General features: G+C 54.7%; 11 protein-coding genes. 8 read left to right on the top strand and 3 right to left on the bottom strand.

Annotated elements, in window-relative coordinates:
• The first annotated feature begins 75 nt into the window (after positions 1-75).
• The 7 genes from mnmG to FF011L_RS23420 all read left to right on the top strand — a co-directional run bounded on the left by mnmG (position 76) and on the right by FF011L_RS23420 (position 12,862).
• Positions 76-1,929, top strand: coding sequence for a tRNA uridine-5-carboxymethylaminomethyl(34) synthesis enzyme MnmG (gene mnmG / locus FF011L_RS23450; protein WP_246109591.1), 1,854 nt, complete (start codon positions 76-78; stop codon positions 1,927-1,929).
• A 1,040-nt stretch (positions 1,930-2,969) separates the two neighbouring features.
• A complete protein-coding gene (locus tag FF011L_RS23445; RefSeq protein WP_218932841.1) occupies positions 2,970-3,557 on the top strand; it encodes a response regulator in 588 nt (195 codons plus the stop codon).
• Positions 3,558-3,590: 33 nt separating this feature from the next.
• Positions 3,591-4,889 carry a sensor histidine kinase gene (locus tag FF011L_RS23440; protein WP_145354374.1) on the top strand — a complete coding sequence of 433 codons (1,299 nt, stop codon included), beginning with the start codon at positions 3,591-3,593 and terminating at the stop codon, positions 4,887-4,889.
• A gap of 33 nt (positions 4,890-4,922) precedes the next feature.
• On the top strand, positions 4,923-6,584 hold the full coding sequence (locus tag FF011L_RS23435) for a Na+/H+ antiporter NhaC family protein (protein WP_145354373.1): 1,662 nt from the start codon (positions 4,923-4,925) through the stop codon (positions 6,582-6,584).
• A gap of 11 nt (positions 6,585-6,595) precedes the next feature.
• Positions 6,596-8,968, top strand: a complete 2,373-nt coding sequence (locus FF011L_RS23430; RefSeq protein ID WP_145354372.1) for a hypothetical protein — start codon at positions 6,596-6,598, stop codon at positions 8,966-8,968.
• Positions 8,969-9,281: 313 nt separating this feature from the next.
• Positions 9,282-9,884: an RNA polymerase sigma factor gene (locus FF011L_RS23425; RefSeq protein WP_145354371.1), complete on the top strand. Its 603-nt coding sequence runs from the start codon at positions 9,282-9,284 to the stop codon at positions 9,882-9,884.
• Positions 9,881-12,862, top strand: a complete 2,982-nt coding sequence (locus FF011L_RS23420) for a serine/threonine-protein kinase (RefSeq protein ID WP_218932840.1) — start codon at positions 9,881-9,883, stop codon at positions 12,860-12,862. Before FF011L_RS23425 ends, FF011L_RS23420 begins: the two co-directional genes overlap by 4 nt.
• A 79-nt stretch (positions 12,863-12,941) precedes the next feature.
• On the opposite strand, the gene FF011L_RS23415 is transcribed toward FF011L_RS23420, so the two are convergent.
• The 3 genes from FF011L_RS23415 to FF011L_RS23405 all read right to left on the bottom strand — a co-directional run bounded on the left by FF011L_RS23415 (position 12,942) and on the right by FF011L_RS23405 (position 15,196).
• Complete coding sequence (locus FF011L_RS23415; RefSeq protein WP_145354370.1) at positions 12,942-13,454, bottom strand: GNAT family N-acetyltransferase; 513 nt, start codon at positions 13,452-13,454, stop codon at positions 12,942-12,944.
• Positions 13,447-13,707: a hypothetical protein gene (locus FF011L_RS23410; protein WP_145354369.1), complete on the bottom strand. Its 261-nt coding sequence runs from the start codon at positions 13,705-13,707 to the stop codon at positions 13,447-13,449. The genes FF011L_RS23415 and FF011L_RS23410 overlap by 8 nt, the downstream gene beginning before the upstream one ends.
• Positions 13,708-14,212: 505 nt before the next feature.
• Positions 14,213-15,196 (bottom strand): NAD-dependent epimerase/dehydratase family protein, encoded by a 984-nt coding sequence (locus FF011L_RS23405; RefSeq protein WP_145354368.1) that lies wholly within the window; start codon positions 15,194-15,196, stop codon positions 14,213-14,215.
• A 330-nt stretch (positions 15,197-15,526) separates the two neighbouring features.
• On the opposite strand from FF011L_RS23405, the gene FF011L_RS23400 reads away from it, so the two are divergent.
• Complete coding sequence (locus FF011L_RS23400; RefSeq protein WP_145354367.1) at positions 15,527-19,339, top strand: family 16 glycoside hydrolase; 3,813 nt, start codon at positions 15,527-15,529, stop codon at positions 19,337-19,339.
• The last annotated feature ends 568 nt before the right edge of the window (positions 19,340-19,907 follow it).

The following is a 19,907-nucleotide window of genomic DNA, read 5'->3' as shown; positions in this document are numbered from 1 at the left end:
TTTTTATGGGGGTTGCGTGCATCCCCTTTTGTGGTTGCTTAGCCTTCGTTTTTCGTTTGATTGATAGGTGTTTTTTTGAAGACTTCTTCGGTTCTGCACTATGACGTGATCGTGATCGGGGCAGGGCATGCTGGTACCGAGGCGGCGGCAGCGTCCGCCCGTTTGGGCGCCCGGACCGCACTTTTGACCACCAATATCGACACTGTCGGTCAGATGAGTTGCAACCCAGCGATCGGAGGAGTGGCTAAGGGCCAGATTGTCCGTGAAGTCGACGCGCTTGGCGGGTTGATGGGCAAAGCGATCGATGCGACCGGAATTCAGTTTCGTCTGCTGAATTGTCGCAAAGGGCCGGCGATGCACAGCCCTCGCGCCCAGGCCGATAAAAAGGCCTACCAAAACGAAATCAAATGGTTGGTGGAATCCCAACCGAATTTGGATCTGCTGCAAGAGACCGTCGAAGGGCTGTGGACCGAACAGACCAGCGAAGGAACGCGGATCCGAGGCGTGCACGTGCGTGGGGGCGTTACATACCAGGCGCCGACGGTTGTGCTGACGACCGGCACCTTCCTCAAAGCGATCATGCATACCGGGGAAGAACAGGTCGCAGGAGGCCGCGCAGGGGAGGGGACCACCAGCGGAATTAGCGGAGCCCTTCGTGATCTGGGATTGGAACTGGAACGTTTCAAAACAGGAACCCCGCCACGCTTGAACGGTAGGACGATCGACTGGAGCCAAACCGAACGCCAGCCCGGTGATGATCAACCGCAGCCGTTTTCGTTCCTGACCGATCAGCTGCCGACGCCGCAGATGGATTGTTTCGTCACCTATACAAATGAAAAGGTCCATGATCTGATCCGCGCAAACCTGCATCGAGCGCCTATGTACAGCGGGCAAATCGATTCTCAGGGACCGCGGTACTGCCCTTCGATCGAAGACAAGGTCGTTCGCTTTGCGGATAAAGATAAGCACCAGTTATTTCTCGAGCCCGAGGGACGACGGACGCACGAAATTTACGTGAACGGGATTTCAACCAGCCTGCCGCGGGACGTTCAAGATCAGATCATGAAGCAGATTCCCGGTTTGGAAAATGCCCAAATCATGCGGTATGGGTATGCCGTGGAATACGATTTTTCGCCCCCCACGCAACTCTGGCCCCACTTGGAATCGAAGAAAGTTGCCGGGCTCTTTCTTGCGGGCCAAATCAATGGAACGACCGGTTATGAAGAGGCGGCCGGACAGGGGTTGGTTGCTGGAGCAAACGCTGCCTTACAGGTTGCTGGAAAACCTCTATTCCTGCCGCAACGCGATGAAGCCTATATCGGCGTTCTGATCGATGACCTGGTAACGTCCGGCACCGATGAACCCTATCGGATGTTTACCAGTCGAGCGGAATATCGGTTGTTGCTTCGCCAAGACAACGCGGATAGACGCCTAACTCCGATGGCACATTCGATCGGCCTGACCGATCAGCCGCGAATGGATCGCTTGAATCAAAAGTTGTCCGATATTGCCCGCGGTATGGAGCTGTTGCAGGCGGGCCGCATTGAAAAAGCTCCCGCGGACAGGTATCTGAAACGACCTGAAGTCACGTGGGAGCAGATCGTGTCGCATGTACCGGAACTGGCCACGATCCCCGCCGAAGCGGCTCAGCAGGTTGAATACGACGTTAAGTACGCAGGGTATATTGTCCGCCAGCAAGAAGATGTGGCGAAGCAGCATCGCTTGGCCGAACGCAAAATTCCCCCCGCGTTTGATTTCGAATCGATTAAACCTTTGCGAAATGAAGCCAAACAAAAACTGGCAAAGGTCCAGCCGGTCACGTTGGCTCAGGCTCGGCGGATCAGCGGAATCACTCCGGCCGATATCGCGCTGTTGATGGCTCATTTGGAAAATCGAAAACCAAAATCAAAGCCAGTAGGGGATGTTTAATCGCGAAGCGGATTGCGATATCGCGATCCCCATTTCTTAGCGGGGGACGTCGGTTGCATTCGTGACGGATTGTTTGCTTCCCATGCGCTCGCCCCGGAAGACGCAACCAACATTGATTAATGAAACGCCCTGGCACAGCGTCCCCTTGTCGGTTTATCCGACAGGAACGGAAGATTTGAAATTAGCAGCGGCAAGCCGAACCGGAGGGTGAGCTATTTAAGACATGTGATCTAACTTCAAATCTTTGCTCCATGCCAGGCAAGCTGGCATGGGGCTGATTCCGCTTGGGAAGCTGCAAATCGGTCGTATGTAAACGGCACGTAGTAGAGTCTCTCCGAGACTCGTGCTTGCTGAATTCTCCACCTCGGGGGAGGTCGGTCGCATTCGTGACGGATTGTTTGCTTCCCATGCGCTCGCCCCGGAAGACGCAACCAACATTGATTAACGAAACGCCCTGGCACAGCGTCCCCTTGTCGGTTTATCCGACAGGAACGAAAGATTTGAAATTAGCAGAGGTCATCCTCACGTCTTCCCACCGGTTCGGCTTGCCGCTTTCAGCGGCAAGCCGAACCGGAGAGTGAGCTATTTAAGGCATGTGATCTAACTTCAAATCTTTGCTTCATGCCAGGCAAGCTGGCATGGGGCCGATTCCGCTACGAAAGTTTGCTTCGCAGCTCATCTAACCAAGCCGATGGGAAGTGCCATTTTAGTATCGCCATCAACTTGGCGTTCTCTCTTCCGCTCGAATTGGGGGTCGGTAAAAATTGCCTATTTTGCCGTCAGAAACACCGTGTGTGTCCTTAAGTGCTTTGGTGTCAACGAGTTGTGGCGTAAATTTCAATATTGACCCAAGGTGTGGTTTAGGTATAATTCCGCCAGCTTGGCAATTTTGGTGGTTGAGGCAGGAGCGGGGGTTCTTGTCGCCTACGGTTTCAGCGCAGTTTATCACGGAATTGTGGTAGTGCGGGGAAACGGAAATTTGCTAAAGGGAGTTACGTTAATGGACAAGCAAGCCGCTCACAGGGAGGATAAATTCTGCCATGACCACTAAGACGGTCTTTACGACGGGCGAAGCTGCGAAAATTTGCAAGGTTAGCCAGCAAACAATCATTCGCTGTTTCGATAACGGTTCACTTCGAGGATTTCGCGTTCCTGGAAGCAAATTCCGGCGGATTCCACGCGATCATCTGTTCAGCTTTATGAAAGAGAACGGAATTCCGACCGATGCACTGCAGAGTGGGAAGAAAAAAGTCCTGATCGTGGACGACGATCAAGATTTGGTCGATTTGATTTCGGACGGCTTCGAGCGGGACAAACGATTCGATATCCGGACCGCCAACAACGGTTTTGATGCAGGGATGGGCGTCCGTGAATTTCGCCCCGACCTAGTCGTCTTGGACGTCATGCTTCCCGACATCAACGGTAAGGAAGTGTGCCAGCGTGTCCGTAGTGACACCGCCCTTGATCAAGTTAAGATTCTTTGTATTTCAGGGATGGTTGAGCAGGATAAAGTCGCATCGCTCAAAGAAGCTGGAGCCGACGATTTTATGCAAAAACCGTTCGCGATTGATGATTTGATCATTCGTGCATGTGAATTGGTTGACCTCGAACGCACGATCCCAAGTTAAGCTACGTTTAATAAACAGCAAGGAGACCCGGTGATGGAGTTACTACCGTGTTTGCGGTGGGGACAACATCGCTGGTGGTTGCCGCTAGATGGGGCGACTGCCAATACGTTGGCGGCCGTTTTAATGGATGCAAGTCAGCTTGCAGATCATGCTTCGCGCGTGCAGCACGTGGCGTCGATACGCGATTTATTGCAGCGCGATCCGGCTTTCCTGATCTATGGATTGCTGCGGAGCTGTGACGGAGCCAGTAAACGTCCCCCGGACCGTTTAGGTCTGGATCGTCTGGCGACTTGGATGACCGCTCGATTGCCGGTCTGGTTTCAACAGCCCGATCGATTCTTAGCAGCCCCCGAAGTCTCCGCTTCGATGCGTCGGGAGTGGCAAGAACTAGCAGCGGAGTGCCGGCAGAGACCGGTTTCCCAGTGGTTGCTGACGGCACCTCGGTGGTTGCAGCAAACCGGGCCGCCCGCGCCGGTCGGTTGGCAAGCCTATTGGCCGCAATTGCAATCGACCGCAGGCAATTCACACCAGGATGGGGATGCAGAGGATCTTAAGCAAGCGGATGCCTCTTGCCCGCTTCCCCGATACGAACCGCAGCCTCTTGCCCTGGATCGACTTGCTGGGTTGGTGTTGCGTGAGGAGCGAACGCGGAGTCATTTCGGAACGGTTCTGCACGATGAGAAATTGGCTTCGTTGAAACAGTTTGCGTATGGACTGACTCACGAGATCAACAATCCGCTTGCGAACATTGTGACGCGAAGCGAACAGTTGAAGTCGACGGAACCGGATGACAAACGCAAAGCCTCTTTGCAGCGAGTCGTCGACCAGGCGATGCGTGCTCACGAGATGATTTCCGATGTCATGTTCTATGCACATCCGCCGCAGCCCAGTGTCGAAAAGATCGATTTGGGAAGCGTCGTCTCGGAGGTCGTGCAGTCGTATCAAGATACGTGTGCATCCCTTTCGATTCGTTTGTCGGTCGAACCGGCGCCAGGCATTCAGTGTCAGGCAGATCGTGCGATGATCCATGATGCGGTGGCGGCTCTCTTGCGAAATTCGGTCGAAGCGATTGGCACCGGCGGGCAGATCCTCGTCGACTGGGGCGAACGTGATGGCAAGGTCTGGGTCCGCGTGTCCGATAGTGGTCCCGGTCTGTCCGAAGAATCGCGGCGTCATGCGTTTGATCCTTATTACAGCGGCCGCGAAGCCGGTCGAGGCTTAGGGCTGGGGTTGTGCAGGGTCTATCGGGTTGCCAAATTGCATGGCGGCGATGCGACGCTGAATAGCGCGATCGCGGGCTGTGTGGCTCGCTTTTGGTTTCTGAATCGCTGATTCCTCTGCACTAATTCGATTGAATGGCCTCTCGTGACGTTTGGAATTCTTAGTCTGCTGCCATCGGCCATCGCCATTCTCTTGGCGATCATCACGCGACGAGTGTTGGCCTCGCTAGGGATTGCGGTGGTGGTTGGGGCCCTGTTGCTGGCGTGGCGATTGCCGGTTTCACCGGAACCGTTTGGCGAAGGAAGCATGCTGCCCGAAGCGTTCCGCGGTTCGTTTCCGCTGCGTTCGCTAGGGTACCTGGGAAGCCACCTCTATTTTTCGGTGTTCGATTTTGATCACATTCGAGTGCTGGTCTTTAGCCTCTTGCTAGGTGGAATGACCGGAGTCTTGGAAGCCAGCCAATCGATGCGCGCGGTCATGCAGACTTTGGCGGCTCGGATCCGTGGTCGGAAAGGTGGGCAGTCTTTGATCGCTGGAATGGGATTGGCGATCTTTTTCGATGACTATGCCAACACGTTGCTGCTGGGCGGGACGATGCGACGTGTGAGTGACAAATTGCGAATCTCGCGGGCGAAGCTGGCCTATCTGGTCGATTCGACAGCCGCTCCGGTGGCCGGTTTGGCTGTTGTCAGTACATGGGTTGCAACCGAGATCAGTTTGATCGGCGAAGGGATTCCCGAAGGGGTCGACGTGACGGCCTTTTCGCTTTTCTTGCAGTCGATTGCTTATCGCTTTTATCCTGTTTTTGCGTTGATTCTTGTTTTGGTGATCGCTCGGACAGGGCGTGATTTTGGGCCGATGCTGGCCGCAGAACGGGAAGCGGTTCGAGGCATTCCGGCGGGTGAAAATGCGTCGAATGACCAGCCCGATTCGGATGCCATTCTGCCGCCTGCGCGGGGATGGCAATGGATATCCGCAGTTTTGCCGGTAGTCCTCTGCGTGTTTGCTGTGGGATGGTCGTTGTATCAAACCGGGACTGCAACTCTGCTTGAATCGGGGGATCGGATTCCGCCGGGCGTCGAAGGTTGGGGGCTGATTATCGGGAACGCCGATTCCTACAACGCATTGGTTATTGGTGGGGCGACGGGGTTGTTGGCGGCCGTCCTGTTGGGCTGGATGGCTGATTTCACTTTTGCCGGATTGCGTACGTTGGGGATCGGAATCCTCCGTGGGGCATGGCAGATCATGCCGGCAATGTTTGTGTTGTGGTTGGCCTGGGCGCTCTCGGCGATGGCGGACGAAGGGCATCTGGATGCGGGCGGTTATTTGAAAAACCAGATCAGTGATCGATTGGCTGAGTGGGCGCTGCCGACGGTCGTTTTTTTGGTCGCCGCGCTGGTCGCTTTTTCGACGGGGACCAGCTGGGGGACGATGGCGCTGCTGACTCCGCTGGCTGTCCAATTAGGATTTCAAGTCTCCGGTGGGGCCGAAGTGAATGCCTCGGTACTGGCTGCAACCGGAGCGGTTCTCGCCGGTTCGATTATGGGGGATCATTGTTCACCGATCTCCGATACCACGGTCCTTTCGAGTCGAGCCTGTGGATGTGACCACGTACAACATGTGAGGACTCAAATGCCTTATTCTCTGCTAGCGGGAGGAGTCGCTGTGGGGGCCGGGACGTTGCCCGCCGCCATGGGGATGTCTCCTTGGATTGGAATGGTTATCGGGGCAGCCGCGTTGTACGGGGTGGTTCGGTTCTGCGGTCAAGACGTTTCCTTGCTTGCCGTTGAGGAGGAAATGTCATAGAGGTGTCGAAGATGAGTAAACAATCGCCGCGTTGGTGGAAAGCTTGGCAGCGACTGGCGCCCCGGTTCATCAAGAGCGGTCGCTCCAGCAAGTTGGATCCGCATCTGAAGGTCGTTTTGGACGACCTGGAACGCCAAGGTTTGGCTTGCGGACCATTGCAATCCTGGATACCGACCGGCAGTCAAGCGAATGCCTTGCAGGTTGCTCAAGGCGAAATGGGCAAACTGCTAAACCCGTATTTCAAGGCTCATGAGAAATCGTTGCAGCGTGTTCGCTCGCTACTGAGCAGCCAGCAAGTTCCCAAGATCTTGATCCCGATCTTTGAAGCGAACTATTTGCATCGTCGACCGGCGCCGTATGCGGGCATCGCAAAAACGTCCAGCGGGGGCGCCGGTTCTGTCGGTTCGTCCGGTTCCTCGCCTGCCCGTCAGAAAACAACAAAGGGGATCAAGCAGGTTCGAATTGCCCAGCAACGTTTGGAACGGGCTCGCTTGGAAATGCCTAGTGCGACCGATTGGGGGCGGGATTCCGATTCGTTCTTGATCTGCATTGATGAAACTTGGCCTCAAAAAGGCAAACATGGCAGCGAAGGAGTGATCGCCGGGGTCGTCTGGCAAGGCAGCGAACCTGACTTTGACCGTTTGCCACGTGCCAAGGATCACCGCTACGCCTCGCTCGCCGCGTATGGGATTTTGGAGCAGTTGTTTCGCTGCCCGCAGGCATTGCCTTTTATCATGCCGATTCGCTTGGATGATCGGTCGGGCCAGGCGAGCCAACACTACGATGATCTGCTGCAGGCAAGCATTCAGATTGTGCTTGGCTGGTTGTTGCCGGTCGATGGGAAACCGGCAAGCCTAAAAATTTGGATGGACCACGATTCGCGACATCCGCATGGCTATGACCAGACCGATTTCTTTCAAGGGTTGCTGCGCGGGAATCAACGCTTCGCTAGGTATGACATTCAAGAAGTTTCCTGGTACGACTTGGATCGAATCGATAGCTACATCGCGTATGCCGATCAGTTGGCTTACTTAGCTCGGGAAAGCACCAAGAACAATCGTGCTCTTGGTGAGGTTGCGAACTTCAAGGAACTGCCCGGTTACGTGCCCCTTACAATGGACCTGGTAGAGCGGCTGAAAAGGCTTGAGCATCTTGAAGAAAACGGGGATGTCGAAAGTTTCTTGGATCTGGCGGTTCAGTTGCAAAAGACTCGGATGGGCGACCTGTTGGTCGAAGATGTCCGTCGTCGGTTGAGCGATCGCAGGGATTTGCAGCTCCGCTTATTGGAAACGCTCGATCGCCGTTATCAGCACCGGAGCCGCGATTTGCGCAAGCTGGAAAAAGCGGTCGATGTCGTTCAGCGGATTGTGTCGATCACCCCCGAGCAACAGGGCGTCCGGGCTCGCCTGCTTTCCACAGCCGTGCAATTTCAGAGTGCGAACTACGATGGCGATCCATACCGCGTCACTGAATTGATTGCACAGTATGAATCGATTCGTGATGAGGCGCTGGAGGATGTCCCGGATCTGGCGGTGGAGTGTGACCTTCATCTGGCCGGGGTTGCGGCCGATCGGCTGGAATTTGACCAAGCCATTTTGATCGCCGAAGATTGGGCTCACGATGAACGCTTCCCTTTTTTGCCTCGGTTCTTACGTGCCAAAGTCCTGACGACGTTGGGACGATTCTTGGCGGCAGGCGGATTTCACGAAGAAGCGGAAGGCCGGTTGGCACAAGCGATAACGCTGATGGATGCGGCCGCAAAAGCGCTCCCCAGTTTGGGCTCATGGCGAGAAATTCCGGCCGGCTATCGAGCTCATAATGCGCTCGATCAACAGGCGGATGATTGGTATGAGAAACTGCAAGAAGCGGTAGGCAATCCAGATGATTTGGTGACCAGTCTGATTGAAGATCACGACCGCAGGCAGGACCGTTATCGTCATCGTTTAATCCTTCGCGCCATGACAGCCTATGGCTCGGATCCGTTGCTGCGTGATGCGACGGATCGGTATGTCGCATCTCGCGAAGACTGGACGATGGGGGAGGGCGAACCGTGGCCGGAGATCGCTTTCTATCGAGCTTGCATTTTGTGGAACGTCAAGGAAACGCAAGCCGCATCGAAATGGTTTGACCTCGCGTTAGTAACCTTGGCGGCGCGCCATCGAGGCGTAACGATGCAGTTGTTAACCGCCTGTGTAGGAACGGCAGCTTATTGTTGTTTCGATGACCAGCATTTTTATGATGAAGCTATCGAAGCAATCGAAGCGGTAGGAGATTCGTTGCCCGCCGCAGCGGCGATGCTGCAAGCGTTGAACAATGCATTAAAACGTCCTGCCCCGCATCATCTACTAGAAGTCCAAACGCAAATGCGATTCCACTATCACTAGGCCTACGTTCTGACGCATGTAGTTACCGTCGCTAGGCGGTGGTTTCAGCAGCAGTCCTGCCCATGTAATAATCAATAGAGGCAATTGTTCAACAATAAGCGGCTTCGCCGCTCGAAAAGTAGGAAGGTCGAACGATGTGGCCGCCCACTTTCAGCGACGTCGAACGGTTTGCTGGCCGATTTTGAAAAGTCGTTGGGAACTGCGAAGCGATTCGTGAAAACGAAAGTTTTTTTAACCGAGCGTGCAATAAACGGCAAACGGCTGTGTCTTCCTGTTAAATGGTCGTCGTTTTTCATTCCTCAGGCACGTTTGCATGCTTCCTAGTCCACTTGAAACTCGAGCTAGCTTGATTCTGCGTCTGCCCGACGCGGCGGATGTGGTGGCTTGGGACGAAGCGGTCGCGATCTATGCTCCGTTGATTCGCCGCTTGGCGGTTGCCCAGGGGATGCAGCCCGCCGATGCGGATGATTTGGTCCAGGAAGTTTTCTCGGCGATCGCCCGCTCGGTCTCTGATTGGCTTGAACGTCCCGATCGTGGTGGGTTTCGTACTTGGTTACTAGCGATTGCTCGGAATGCAGCCTTGAACCTTCTCACCCGCCGTGGCACCCGGTCGCTGGCGGCTGGCGGCGACGACGCGGCAGGCATGTTGGCCGATGTTGAGTCACCGGCAGCGGATATTTCTGGCCAGTTTGATTTGGAATATCGCCGCGAGGTCTTTCGTTGGGCGGCGGCTCAGGTGCGAGACCAAGTGGCTGAAGCAACCTGGTCCGCATTCTGGATGACCCACGTCGAAGGCGAAACCGTTGCCGATGTGGCGAAGCGACTCAGAGTCACCGTGGGCACCGTGTACGTCAGCCGATCACGAGTCATGAATCGACTGCAGGAAGTTGTCAAACAATACGAGGTAACAAAATGATTGTCAGTGAAAATGCGTGCAACGACGCTGGGCTATACAGCCTGCTGAGAGAGGACGAATCGAGTCACGGTTACCAATCGGCACTTCAGCACGTTGATTCTTGCACGGCGTGCCAAGTCCGTTTGGAACAGATGGCAGCCGAATCGGGCCTGTGGCAAGAAGCCCAGGAGGTACTGACGAGCAGTCATGAGCCCGCTACGGGCAGTGCCAAAGCCGATGAGTTGGCATTCCCCTTGAATCGCCGCCCGGTTGCTTGGAGCGAGTCGGTGGCCAAGGCGCTGCTCGCGCCACCATCGCATCCCGAATTGCTCGGCCGGATCGGTCGCTATGACGTGGAACGACTGATCGGAAGTGGCGGCATGGGGGTCGTCTTCAAAGCGTACGATACGGAACTGAATCGTCCGGTGGCGGTGAAATTGCTGGCTCCCTATTTGGCGGAGAGCGGATCGGCCAGGAACCGGTTTGCTCGCGAGGCTCGTTCGGCAGCGGGCGTGGTCGACGACCATGTTGTCCCAATTTACAACGTCGAATCGGAAAACGATCCGCCCTTTCTAGTGATGCAATACGTTGCTGGCGGATCGCTTCAAGAAACGCTCGACCGAAACGGCCCCTTGGAAGTCGGCGAGATTCTCCGTATCGGGATGCAGACCGCCAAAGGGCTCGCCGCCGCACACGCTCAAGGGTTGATTCATCGCGATGTCAAACCATCGAACATCCTGCTCGATGAAGGTGTCGAACGAGCCTTGCTAACCGATTTCGGTTTGGCCCGTGCCGAAGACGATGCCTGTTTGACACGCAGCGGTTTTCATCCTGGCACCCCGCACTACATGTCGCCCGAGCAAGTACGGGGCGATGCAATCGACGGACGGAGCGATTTGTTCGGTCTCGGCTGTGTGTTGTATGCCCTGTGTACCGGTCATCCACCATTCCGCGCCGAAACCAGCTACGCCGTCCTCCGTCGCATCACCGACGACACGGCGCGTCCGATACGCCAACTCAATCCCGATATCCCCGATTGGCTAGAAAGCATCGTGATGAAACTGCTTTCCAAATCGCGAGAAGGTCGCTTTGGCTCGGCCGAACAAGTCGCCGAGTTGCTGGAGGATTGCCTTGCTCATGTGCAGCATCCCACGGCGACACCGCTACCAAAACGTGTAGAGCCGTTGACTCAACGGCTTCCATTGGCCCTAAGCGGCGGTTCTGGCAGAAAAGTTTGGAGACATTGGTTCTACATTGGATTCGCTGCATTCTCGTTGTTGTTTGCGGGATTTCTGGTCGTCCTGGAAATGAACAAGGGGACGCTGACGATCGAGTCCGATGCGGACGACGTGCCAATTCGGATTATGCAGGGTGACGATGTCGTGGAGGTACTAACCGTAAACAAAGGCACCGAATCCGTTCAGATTGCTGCTGGAAACTACTTTGTGGAGATCGACGGAGAGTTTGATGGTGTCGTCGTTGACAAAGGTCTCGTTTCGCTAAAACGCCGTGGGGAAGAACGTGTCAAGTTGAGCCTGTCGAGCGTCGAATTGGCGGCAACCCCGGTGAAACCAGCGGCCAATGAAAACTCGATCAACTTCGATTCTCTCGAAGACTTGCCCATCGACACACAAGTTCATGTTGTTGGGTGCTATGGGCCTGTCAATCATCAACCGATTGAGGTGTTCGTGAAATCAACAGGCAAGCCAATGGTGATCGTCCTAAATTGTTATAGCGTCGCAAATTGGAATTGGAATGTGGATCCAGATGCGGATGTGCGTGGTGTGATTCTTTCCGGTTACAACGCTCAGCAGTTCTCGCACTCGGCTCCAAGGAAGGGTATTCCAACAATCATCAATACCTATTTCCCAATGAAAGGTGGTATTGAGAAGCCCGAAAGAGAGGAACGCTCAAAGGCATTTTTTCTGGCCCATTCGCCTCTGGAAGAGAAGGAATTCGAAAAGATGCTAAATCGTGTAGACCGTTTGACCGAACGAAAAGTGACGTCGTTCCAAACCATTGCAGAGGCCAAAGAGTTCGTCATTGATGGAAAGCGTGGACTAGAAGAACTGGAGATTGCGAAACGTTGGCTTGCGTTTGCACCAGGCCAAGACAAGAATTCCGAAGAGTTTATTATTATCGATTACAGATTGCACGAACTATTGCTCGATCGCCAACGTCCAACTCCAACCAAGCAATTTGCTGAAAAAATGGACGCTTTGGGTATTCCGAGACTTACGCAGGATGTTGCTGTAATTCAGGAAACCAAAAAGGAGTCCAACGCCGTAGGTCCAGCTGCGGAGAAACAGGCCACAGCACCGTCACCGGAGCCCTTTGCGTCGTCGCCGCACGATTTTGGCATCGATAGTGGTTCGACGACAGGCAATCTGCTTACTGGGACATGGGAGATTGAGATATCAAGCCCTGGGAAACCGAAGCGTTCGGGAATCGCGGCGTTCGCTGGCAACGGTGGGATGATCGCTGCTTCGGGTGATGAAACCGTACCGTTGCAATTCACTTACGACATTCAACCGAACTTCCCTCAACCGGAGGAGGCGCCATTCTGGATTGACCTATACGCAACCGCTGGCGCTGCTGATGGCGGACCTTCTCGGTGGCACGGAATCGTCGAAGCAAGCCGCTCTTCGATTGCACTCTGTTTCGCTCGTGAAGATCAAATCAAACCACACGGACGACCGGCTAGCATTAAAGATGCAGATCTGGACGTTTTCGTGAAGGTGGTGTTCCTCAAGCGAACGGGATCGGACGAGGAGTCCAACGCGGTGGATACTCCCGCCCCAACCAACGCTTCAACTTCAGCAACGATCAGCGTCGATGGCAAGAACAGAATCGTTGTTCTAAAGGGAGATAAAGAGTCCGTCGAGCTAACCGCCGACTCTCTGAACGCGATGATGAACCAACCCCATTCAGCCGCCAAAGAAAGGGGTGCTGATGAGGCCGTAATGGACAAACGCGAAACAGAGCCACCAAGGAATTGAACCCTCGCGTGACCATGCCCGAAAGATATCTGACCTTTGAAGGCATTGAATTTATGCAAGTGCGCGGCAAGACCACCCACTAACGTTTGGGAATCGAACCGAGCGGCAAGAACATCGGTTGTGGAGCCGGTCGGTCGCCCAGCTTTCCGCTAATCACTTCGAGTGACTCGAAGCCGTATCGTTTGTAAAACTGAATCGCGTCCGGTTTCGCATCGACCACGACGCCAATGCAGCCGGTTCGCTTGGCCATTTCACGGGCAAGGTCGAATGTTGCTCGTAAAAGGAGTTTGCCAATACCTCGTCCTTGCTCATTCCTGGCGACTGCCAGTCGCGCCAACCGAAGAGCGGGCAGCGGATACTTTGGCAAGCGGTTGCGCAGCCCCTTGGGTAAGTCCGTGATCACGATCGAGGTCGCCGAAACGGTCACAAACCCGACGATGCATTCGGCATTGACTGCGACATAGGTCGTGCCAATATGCAGGCGAAACTGGTTCTGTCCTGCGAACTTTTGAAAGAAACGATCTAAATCGATGTCTCCGCTAGTGAACTCGTCGCGCCGGTCATCAGGCCGTAGAGGACGGACTTTAATCACGGTATAGCTCACGCATCGCCTTGGTCGGACGTTTTGGGGTCTCGATCGACTTGACCAGCCTCTCACCACTTGCCAGTGAAATCTCAATTTCCGGAGGAATCAATAAGTCAGCAGGTATCTCGTCCAACGCTTTCAAATGATGCAAAACAGCCGTTTCGATCAAGTGAGATTTTTTCACGCCGTAAGTCGCCACATAACGTTCCAGCAGCTCGCGAGTCTCTGGTGAAATGTTCGCTGAAATTTGAGTCGACATGGTCATGCCTTTACAGAAAAAGTGCTGTTTACGATGTCATGCTTAAATCTACGCTTCCGTAGATTTTAGGTGCGATGCACCGTGTTGGCAAGTAAATGCCATGCCTTGCAGCGAGTTTGGGAAGGAATCTAGAGGGAGTGCGCAGTAAATCCTGCAGGACCAAAAGACGTTAGAAACTCCTTTTTCGCCTAAGACACCGAGAGTTCCGTTCGCGTCGCCTGTCGCTCCGCAAAGGGACGCTACCGCCACGCTACTTTCGCGGGGAGCACGCGATTTATAAGTTAAGGTTTCCTAGCGGAATGCAGCGGAAGCGAGCACCGTCGGCCCCCCCCCCACGTCCCTTCGTCGGCTTGTCCGACAGGGACGCTAGATTTGAAACTAGAGATGCAAACTAATTTCAAATCTTGGCGTCATGCCAGACAAGCTGGCGTGGAGTCTTTTCTCCCTGCCACACTTGCAACTTATTTATCGCACGTCTCGGAGAGACGCGGCTACGTAGGGCAGGTTACGCTTCGGCTCGCTTGTAGGCGGCGACTGCGTCGATGATGGCGTTTAGATCGTAGTCCCGTTTGTAGCCGATGGCCTCTTGGATTCGGGTGAGGTCGGGGACTCGGCGGCGGATGTCTTCGAAGCTGTTGTCGTAGGCGTCTGCATACGATTGGAAGGTGATCCCGCAGTCGGGATTGACCCGTTCTTGGACACGTTGGGCCAGTTCGAGGATCGAGATCGGTTGGTCGCTACCGATGTTAAAGACTCGACCCATACATGCATCGGTTGCGACCAGGTCCAGGATTGCGCGGCGAACGTCGTGCACGTGGGCAAAGCAGCGGGTCTGTTTTCCATCGTCGTGGACCGTGATCGGACGACCCGCGACGGCCGCTTCGACAAACCTGGGCAGGACCATTCCGTAGGCGCCCGTCTGCCGTGGACCGACAACATTAAAGAACCTGCCGACGACAACATTCAGGTTGTGCTGGCGATGAAATGCCAGCGCCAGGAATTCGTCGATCGCTTTCGAGGCTCCGTAGCTCCAGCGAGGCTTGGTGGTCGAACCGAACACCAAATCGTCTTCTTCAGACCACGTCGGTTTGGGGTTCTTGCCGTAGACTTCGCTTGTGCTGGCGATGAAGCAGCGTACTTTGTCACCCTCTTTGACCCGTTCGCCAAGTCGATTCAAGATCAACTGAGTCGGGTAAATATTCCGCTCAATAGTCTGAATCGGTTGTTTCGCAATCAGAGCAACCCCGACCGCCGCCGCCAGGTGGTAGACCTCGTCGGCTCGGTCGACTACCTGAGTCACCAATTCTTTGTTCTCAATAGTCCCTTCGATCCACTCCAGCTTGGGGTGATCGCGAAAGCCGGTGATGTTGGCCAGGTTTCCGGTAGACAGGTCATCGACAACGATGACGTGATCCCCACGCTCAAGAAGGGATTCCACAAGATGCGAGCCAATGAAGCCTGAGCCTCCGGTTACCAATGACGTCGTCACGCAGAGATCCTTGCTGAACAGGACGCTTGGACGCGTCGAAGGAAAATGGAAGTAGAGAATTTTTACTGTCGGTTCTGTTGCTACGGTTCTGCCTGCGGTTTGGTTCACGGACGCTGCGGGAGTGGTCAAGCTGAAAGCGTGACGGTTTTGCCATCGTCATGCTCGGGATCCCCCGTTTCTCAATGACGTTTTTTACACAGCAATCGCTGTTAAAAAAGGATTGCGGTAGAGAACTGACCCCACGTCGTTTGTTCAGTTAAAATAGGCACCGGTGGCTGGCTTGTGCCACGGATTCTGTTCTCACCTTTGCATTCCTACTCGATAGACCCTATGAATTCACTGACTTTGAAGGCTTCTCGCTCCCTAGCCATGGGGGTGTTGTTTCTAACTCTTTTTGCGATTGCTTTTGGTTCAACGTCCAACGCCGAAGACGGGGTTTTCGAAGTCCTGTTTGACGGCAAAAGTCTGGCCGGTTGGGAAGGCAATCCCGAACTTTGGAGTGTCGTCGATGGGGCGATTTTGGGGCAAACCGATCCCGCTAAGCCTCTGCCTGGAAACACTTTTCTGATTTGGAATGGAGAGGAGATCGGTGATTTTGATTTTCGCTGCAAGGTTCGATTCGAGGGAAACAACACAGGCGTCATGTACCGCAGTGATGTTACCGACGCCGCAGGCTTTGTGATGGCTGGCAATCAAGCTGACCTGCATCCAAAGGCCGAGTATTTCGGAATGTTGTACAGCGAAAAAACTGGACGCGGGATCGTGGCCACTCGAGGCCAAAAGGTGCAGATCGCTCCCGACGGGAAGAAAAAAGTTGTCGGCAAGGTCGGCGACGATTCGGCTTTGGTCGACCAAGAGTGGAACGATTTGCGGATCGTTGCGGTTGGTAACCGAGTCATTCATCAGGTCAACGGAATCACGACGGTTGATGTCACGGATCGGTTTGCCGATGCAAAACAGAAAGGCCGAATTGGTTTGCAGTTGCACGCAGGGCCAGCGATGAAAGCTGAATTTCGTGGTCTGTTGCTGCGGCAATTGACTGATGCGGATCGCAAGCAAGTGCTGGCCCAAGCGATCAAAGATGGGCAGCCGGCCCCCGCTAAAGCAAGCGACGAAGGGGCACTTGAGGTCCCGCCTGCCAGTGATTCGTCTTGGCTGACCGATGCCCCGGCCGCCCACTGGGTTTGGGCTGCTGAACATAAAAACAATCAAAAGGTTTGGTTTCGTCGAGGATTTGAGCTCGCTGGAAAAGCACGCACCGCTCGGCTGTACGCAACCTGCGACAACCAAATCAAATTATGGCTGAACGGAAAAGAAATGGGGGTAAGCGACAACTGGGCAAAACCGATCGAACTGGACGTCACCAAGGCGTTGGTCGTCGGTAAAAATCAGTTGGCTGTCGAAGGACAGAACGAAGGGGGAGTCGCCGGTTTGGTTTTGAAACTGGTGGTTACCAACCAAGATGGTTCGAAGTTCCAACTGGTGACCGATGGTCAATGGAAACTGACTGGCGAGAAACCGACGAACTGGCTGGCCGCTGAATTTGATGATTCCGCTTGGCAAGCGGTCAGCGTCAGCAAAAAACAATTGGGAGCCGGCCCTTGGGGGATTCCGAATTACAGCAAATCGGGCTCCGATTCCGGACAGGCCGCCGATCCGCTGGCGGCTAAAAATATTATGTCGCCGCCAGGGTTTGTGGTCGAACGCATCTATGCCGTTCCAAAAGAACAGGGAAGCTGGGTCGCACTGACGGTCGATCCGCAAGGGCGGCTCTACGCGTGTGATCAACAGGACAAAGGGCTCTACCGCATCACCATGGCAGACGAAGGGCAGGGCGACCCCAAAGTCGAAAAAGTGGATGTCTCCTTTAACGGTGAACCTCTGAAAGCCGCTCAAGGTTTGCTTTGGGCTTTTGATGCCCTTTGGTTCCATCGCAACGGTGGGCATCTTTATCGTCTGACAGATGCCAACGGTGATGATCGGTTAGATACCGCTGAACAGATCGCGGGTGGAACGGGCGGTGGTGAGCATGGCAATCATGGTTTGGTCGTTACCGAAGATGGGAACGCGATCTATATGGATGGCGGGAACCACGCACCGCTTGGCGAATTGGCCGGCAGTCGTGTCCCCACCTGGGACGAAGATCTGTTGTTGCCTCGGATGTGGGATGCCAATGGGCATGCCAGAGGCAAATTGGCGCCAGGTGGTTGGGTGACTCGGCTGGATCCGAAAACGCTGCAGCAGACGCTTCATACGATCGGTTTCCGCAATCAGTACGATATCGATTTGAACCGCAACGGGGATCTGTTCACCTACGATGCCGATATGGAATGGGATTTGGGGCTTCCCTGGTACCGCCCCACGCGAATCTGTCACGTCGTTAGCGGAGCCGATTACGGTTGGCGCAGTGGATCCGGAAAATGGCCTGCCTACTACGAGGATAGTTTGCCGCCGGTTGTGGATATTGGTCCTGGATCACCGACCGGGGTGGTGAGCGGCGAAGGGACGGATTTCCCAACCAAGTACCAGGACGCGCTCTACGCGCTCGATTGGACCTTTGGCACGATCTACGCGATCCATCTGGAGGCTTCGGGGGCGGGATACACGGGAGTCGCAGAGCCTTTTGTCTATGGAGCTCCGTTGCCGGTAACCGACGCGATTGTTGGCAAAGATGGCTCGCTCTACTTCACCGTCGGGGGACGGGGGGCGAAGTCCGGTCTGTTTCGTGTGCGATATGTTGGCGATGCCTCCAAGGAAGCACCGACCGCGACCGATCCCAAAGCGGTTGCGGCTCGGGAAAGCCGCCGACAATTGGAAGCGTTTCATGGCAAGCAAGATCCTGCTGCGGTTGCCGCCGCTTTGCCATTCCTGGCATCCCCAGACCGTTTCTTGCGGCATGCCGCTCGAGTTGCGATCGAAAGCCAACCTGTTGATTCTTGGCGCGATCAAGTCCTCACAAGCGACGATGCACAAACACGAATTACCGGAGCCGTCGCATTGGCACGGATGGGCGAAGAGACCGACCGAGCCGGGTTGCTTGCAAGTCTGAACGCATTGGATTTGGAGACGCTTAGTGATTCGCAGTTGTTGGGGGCACTGCGAGCCTACGCGTTGGCATTCATCCGCTTGGGAAGCCCAACCGCAGAAGAGCAGGCCGCAGTGATTGCGAAGTTAGATCCGATGTTGCCTCATCGCAGTGACGATGTGAATACGGAACTGATTCGCGTCCTGGTCAAGCTTCGTGCTCCAGGAATCGTGTCGAAAGTGATCCCGATGATCGTTGATCGAGAGCCAACCGTCTTTCCTGACTGGTCGGATCTCGCCTCTCGAAATCGAGGCTACGGAGCACGCATTCAAGAATTAATGAAAAACCCGCCTCCTGCCCGAGAAATTCAGTATGCCTTCATGCTGCGTTCCCTTCGCAGCGGTTGGACGCTCGAGCAACGGCGCGCCTATTTCACCTTTTTGAATGAAGCCGCCAAGGCTTCCGGTGGCGCTAGCTATCCGGGGTACCTAACCCGAATTCGCGACGAGGCACTTGGCAATTGCAGTAACGCCGAACGGACGGCACTGCAGGACATTACCGGCGAGAGCTTTGACCCCGAACCTGACTTCGAGATCGCTCCGGTGAAAGGGCCGGGAAAAGTTTGGGACGTTCAGCAAGCGGCTCAAGCGGTCCGCGGAAAACCGAATTTCGAACGAGGTCGATCATTGTTTTTTGCCGCCAAGTGTGCCTCCTGTCATCGTATGGGCGGACTGGGGGGGACCGTCGGCCCTGACCTGACAAGTATCCCCAATAAATTTGATACTCGTTATGTCATCGAAGCGATCGTTGATCCGAGCAAGGATATTTCCGATCAATATGGTTCGTCGGTCGTCCTCCTGGACAGCGGGCAGATTGTCACCGGGTTGGTGGTCGCCAATCAGGACGCATCCGAAGGGACTGGCCAATTGGTTGTCTATCCAAGTGATCCGGACGCAAAACCGGTAACCGTCGATGCGGAGACGGTTGAAGAGATCAATCCTTCGCCGATTTCGCAGATGCCAAAGGAATTGCTAGATGCGCTATCGCCTGCCGAGGTGAATGATCTGATGCAGTACCTGATGAGCGCCGGCAATCCGGAAGACAAAAGGTATCAGTAGACATCCGGAAACGGATATTGTCGCCTTTCGTTTCTTAAAAGTAGCGTCTGCGGACGCTACTTCAATGCCATTTACTTTGGCATCTGCGGACGGATTTTCTTGCGTGTCGGCGCAAATCGACCGGCAAATTCCTTGTGTTTTCTCTGCGATTGCCGGACGGTCCGCGCCGTTCCGCTAAGAAAGTAGATGGCATGTGACGCAACCTGCTTGAACTGCTTGGCGGAGAGGAAGAATTTTGGCGAGGCGATTTTGCCGTGAATGCTCGGCTAACGCCTCGTATTTCAAGCGGTAATGTCACTCTATGCCCTGCCTCTGCCCGCCATTGATCGATCTCTGATCCCTCGCGACCGGTGCGCCTTCAAGAAGCGCTCCCAAAAGAACGATGAAGTGATGTACTTGCGCTCTCAGAGAGTCATTCGCAGGTTGAGATTCAGGTCGTTCTTCGGCCTTTTGTTTGGCACTTCGGGCTAAATGCGTTGACCTGGGTGAATGGGGGGAGTGAAGTGAAACCTTTTCGATTTGAGGTCTGCCCGGTAGACTGCAAATAGCTTTTGCAATATGGCCTATC

Origin of the sequence: Roseimaritima multifibrata, assembly GCF_007741495.1 — a bacterium.
Lineage (GTDB): Bacteria > Planctomycetota > Planctomycetia > Pirellulales > Pirellulaceae > Roseimaritima > Roseimaritima multifibrata.
Note: the sequence above shows the minus strand (reverse complement) of the source record. Positions and strands in the feature narration are given on the sequence as shown.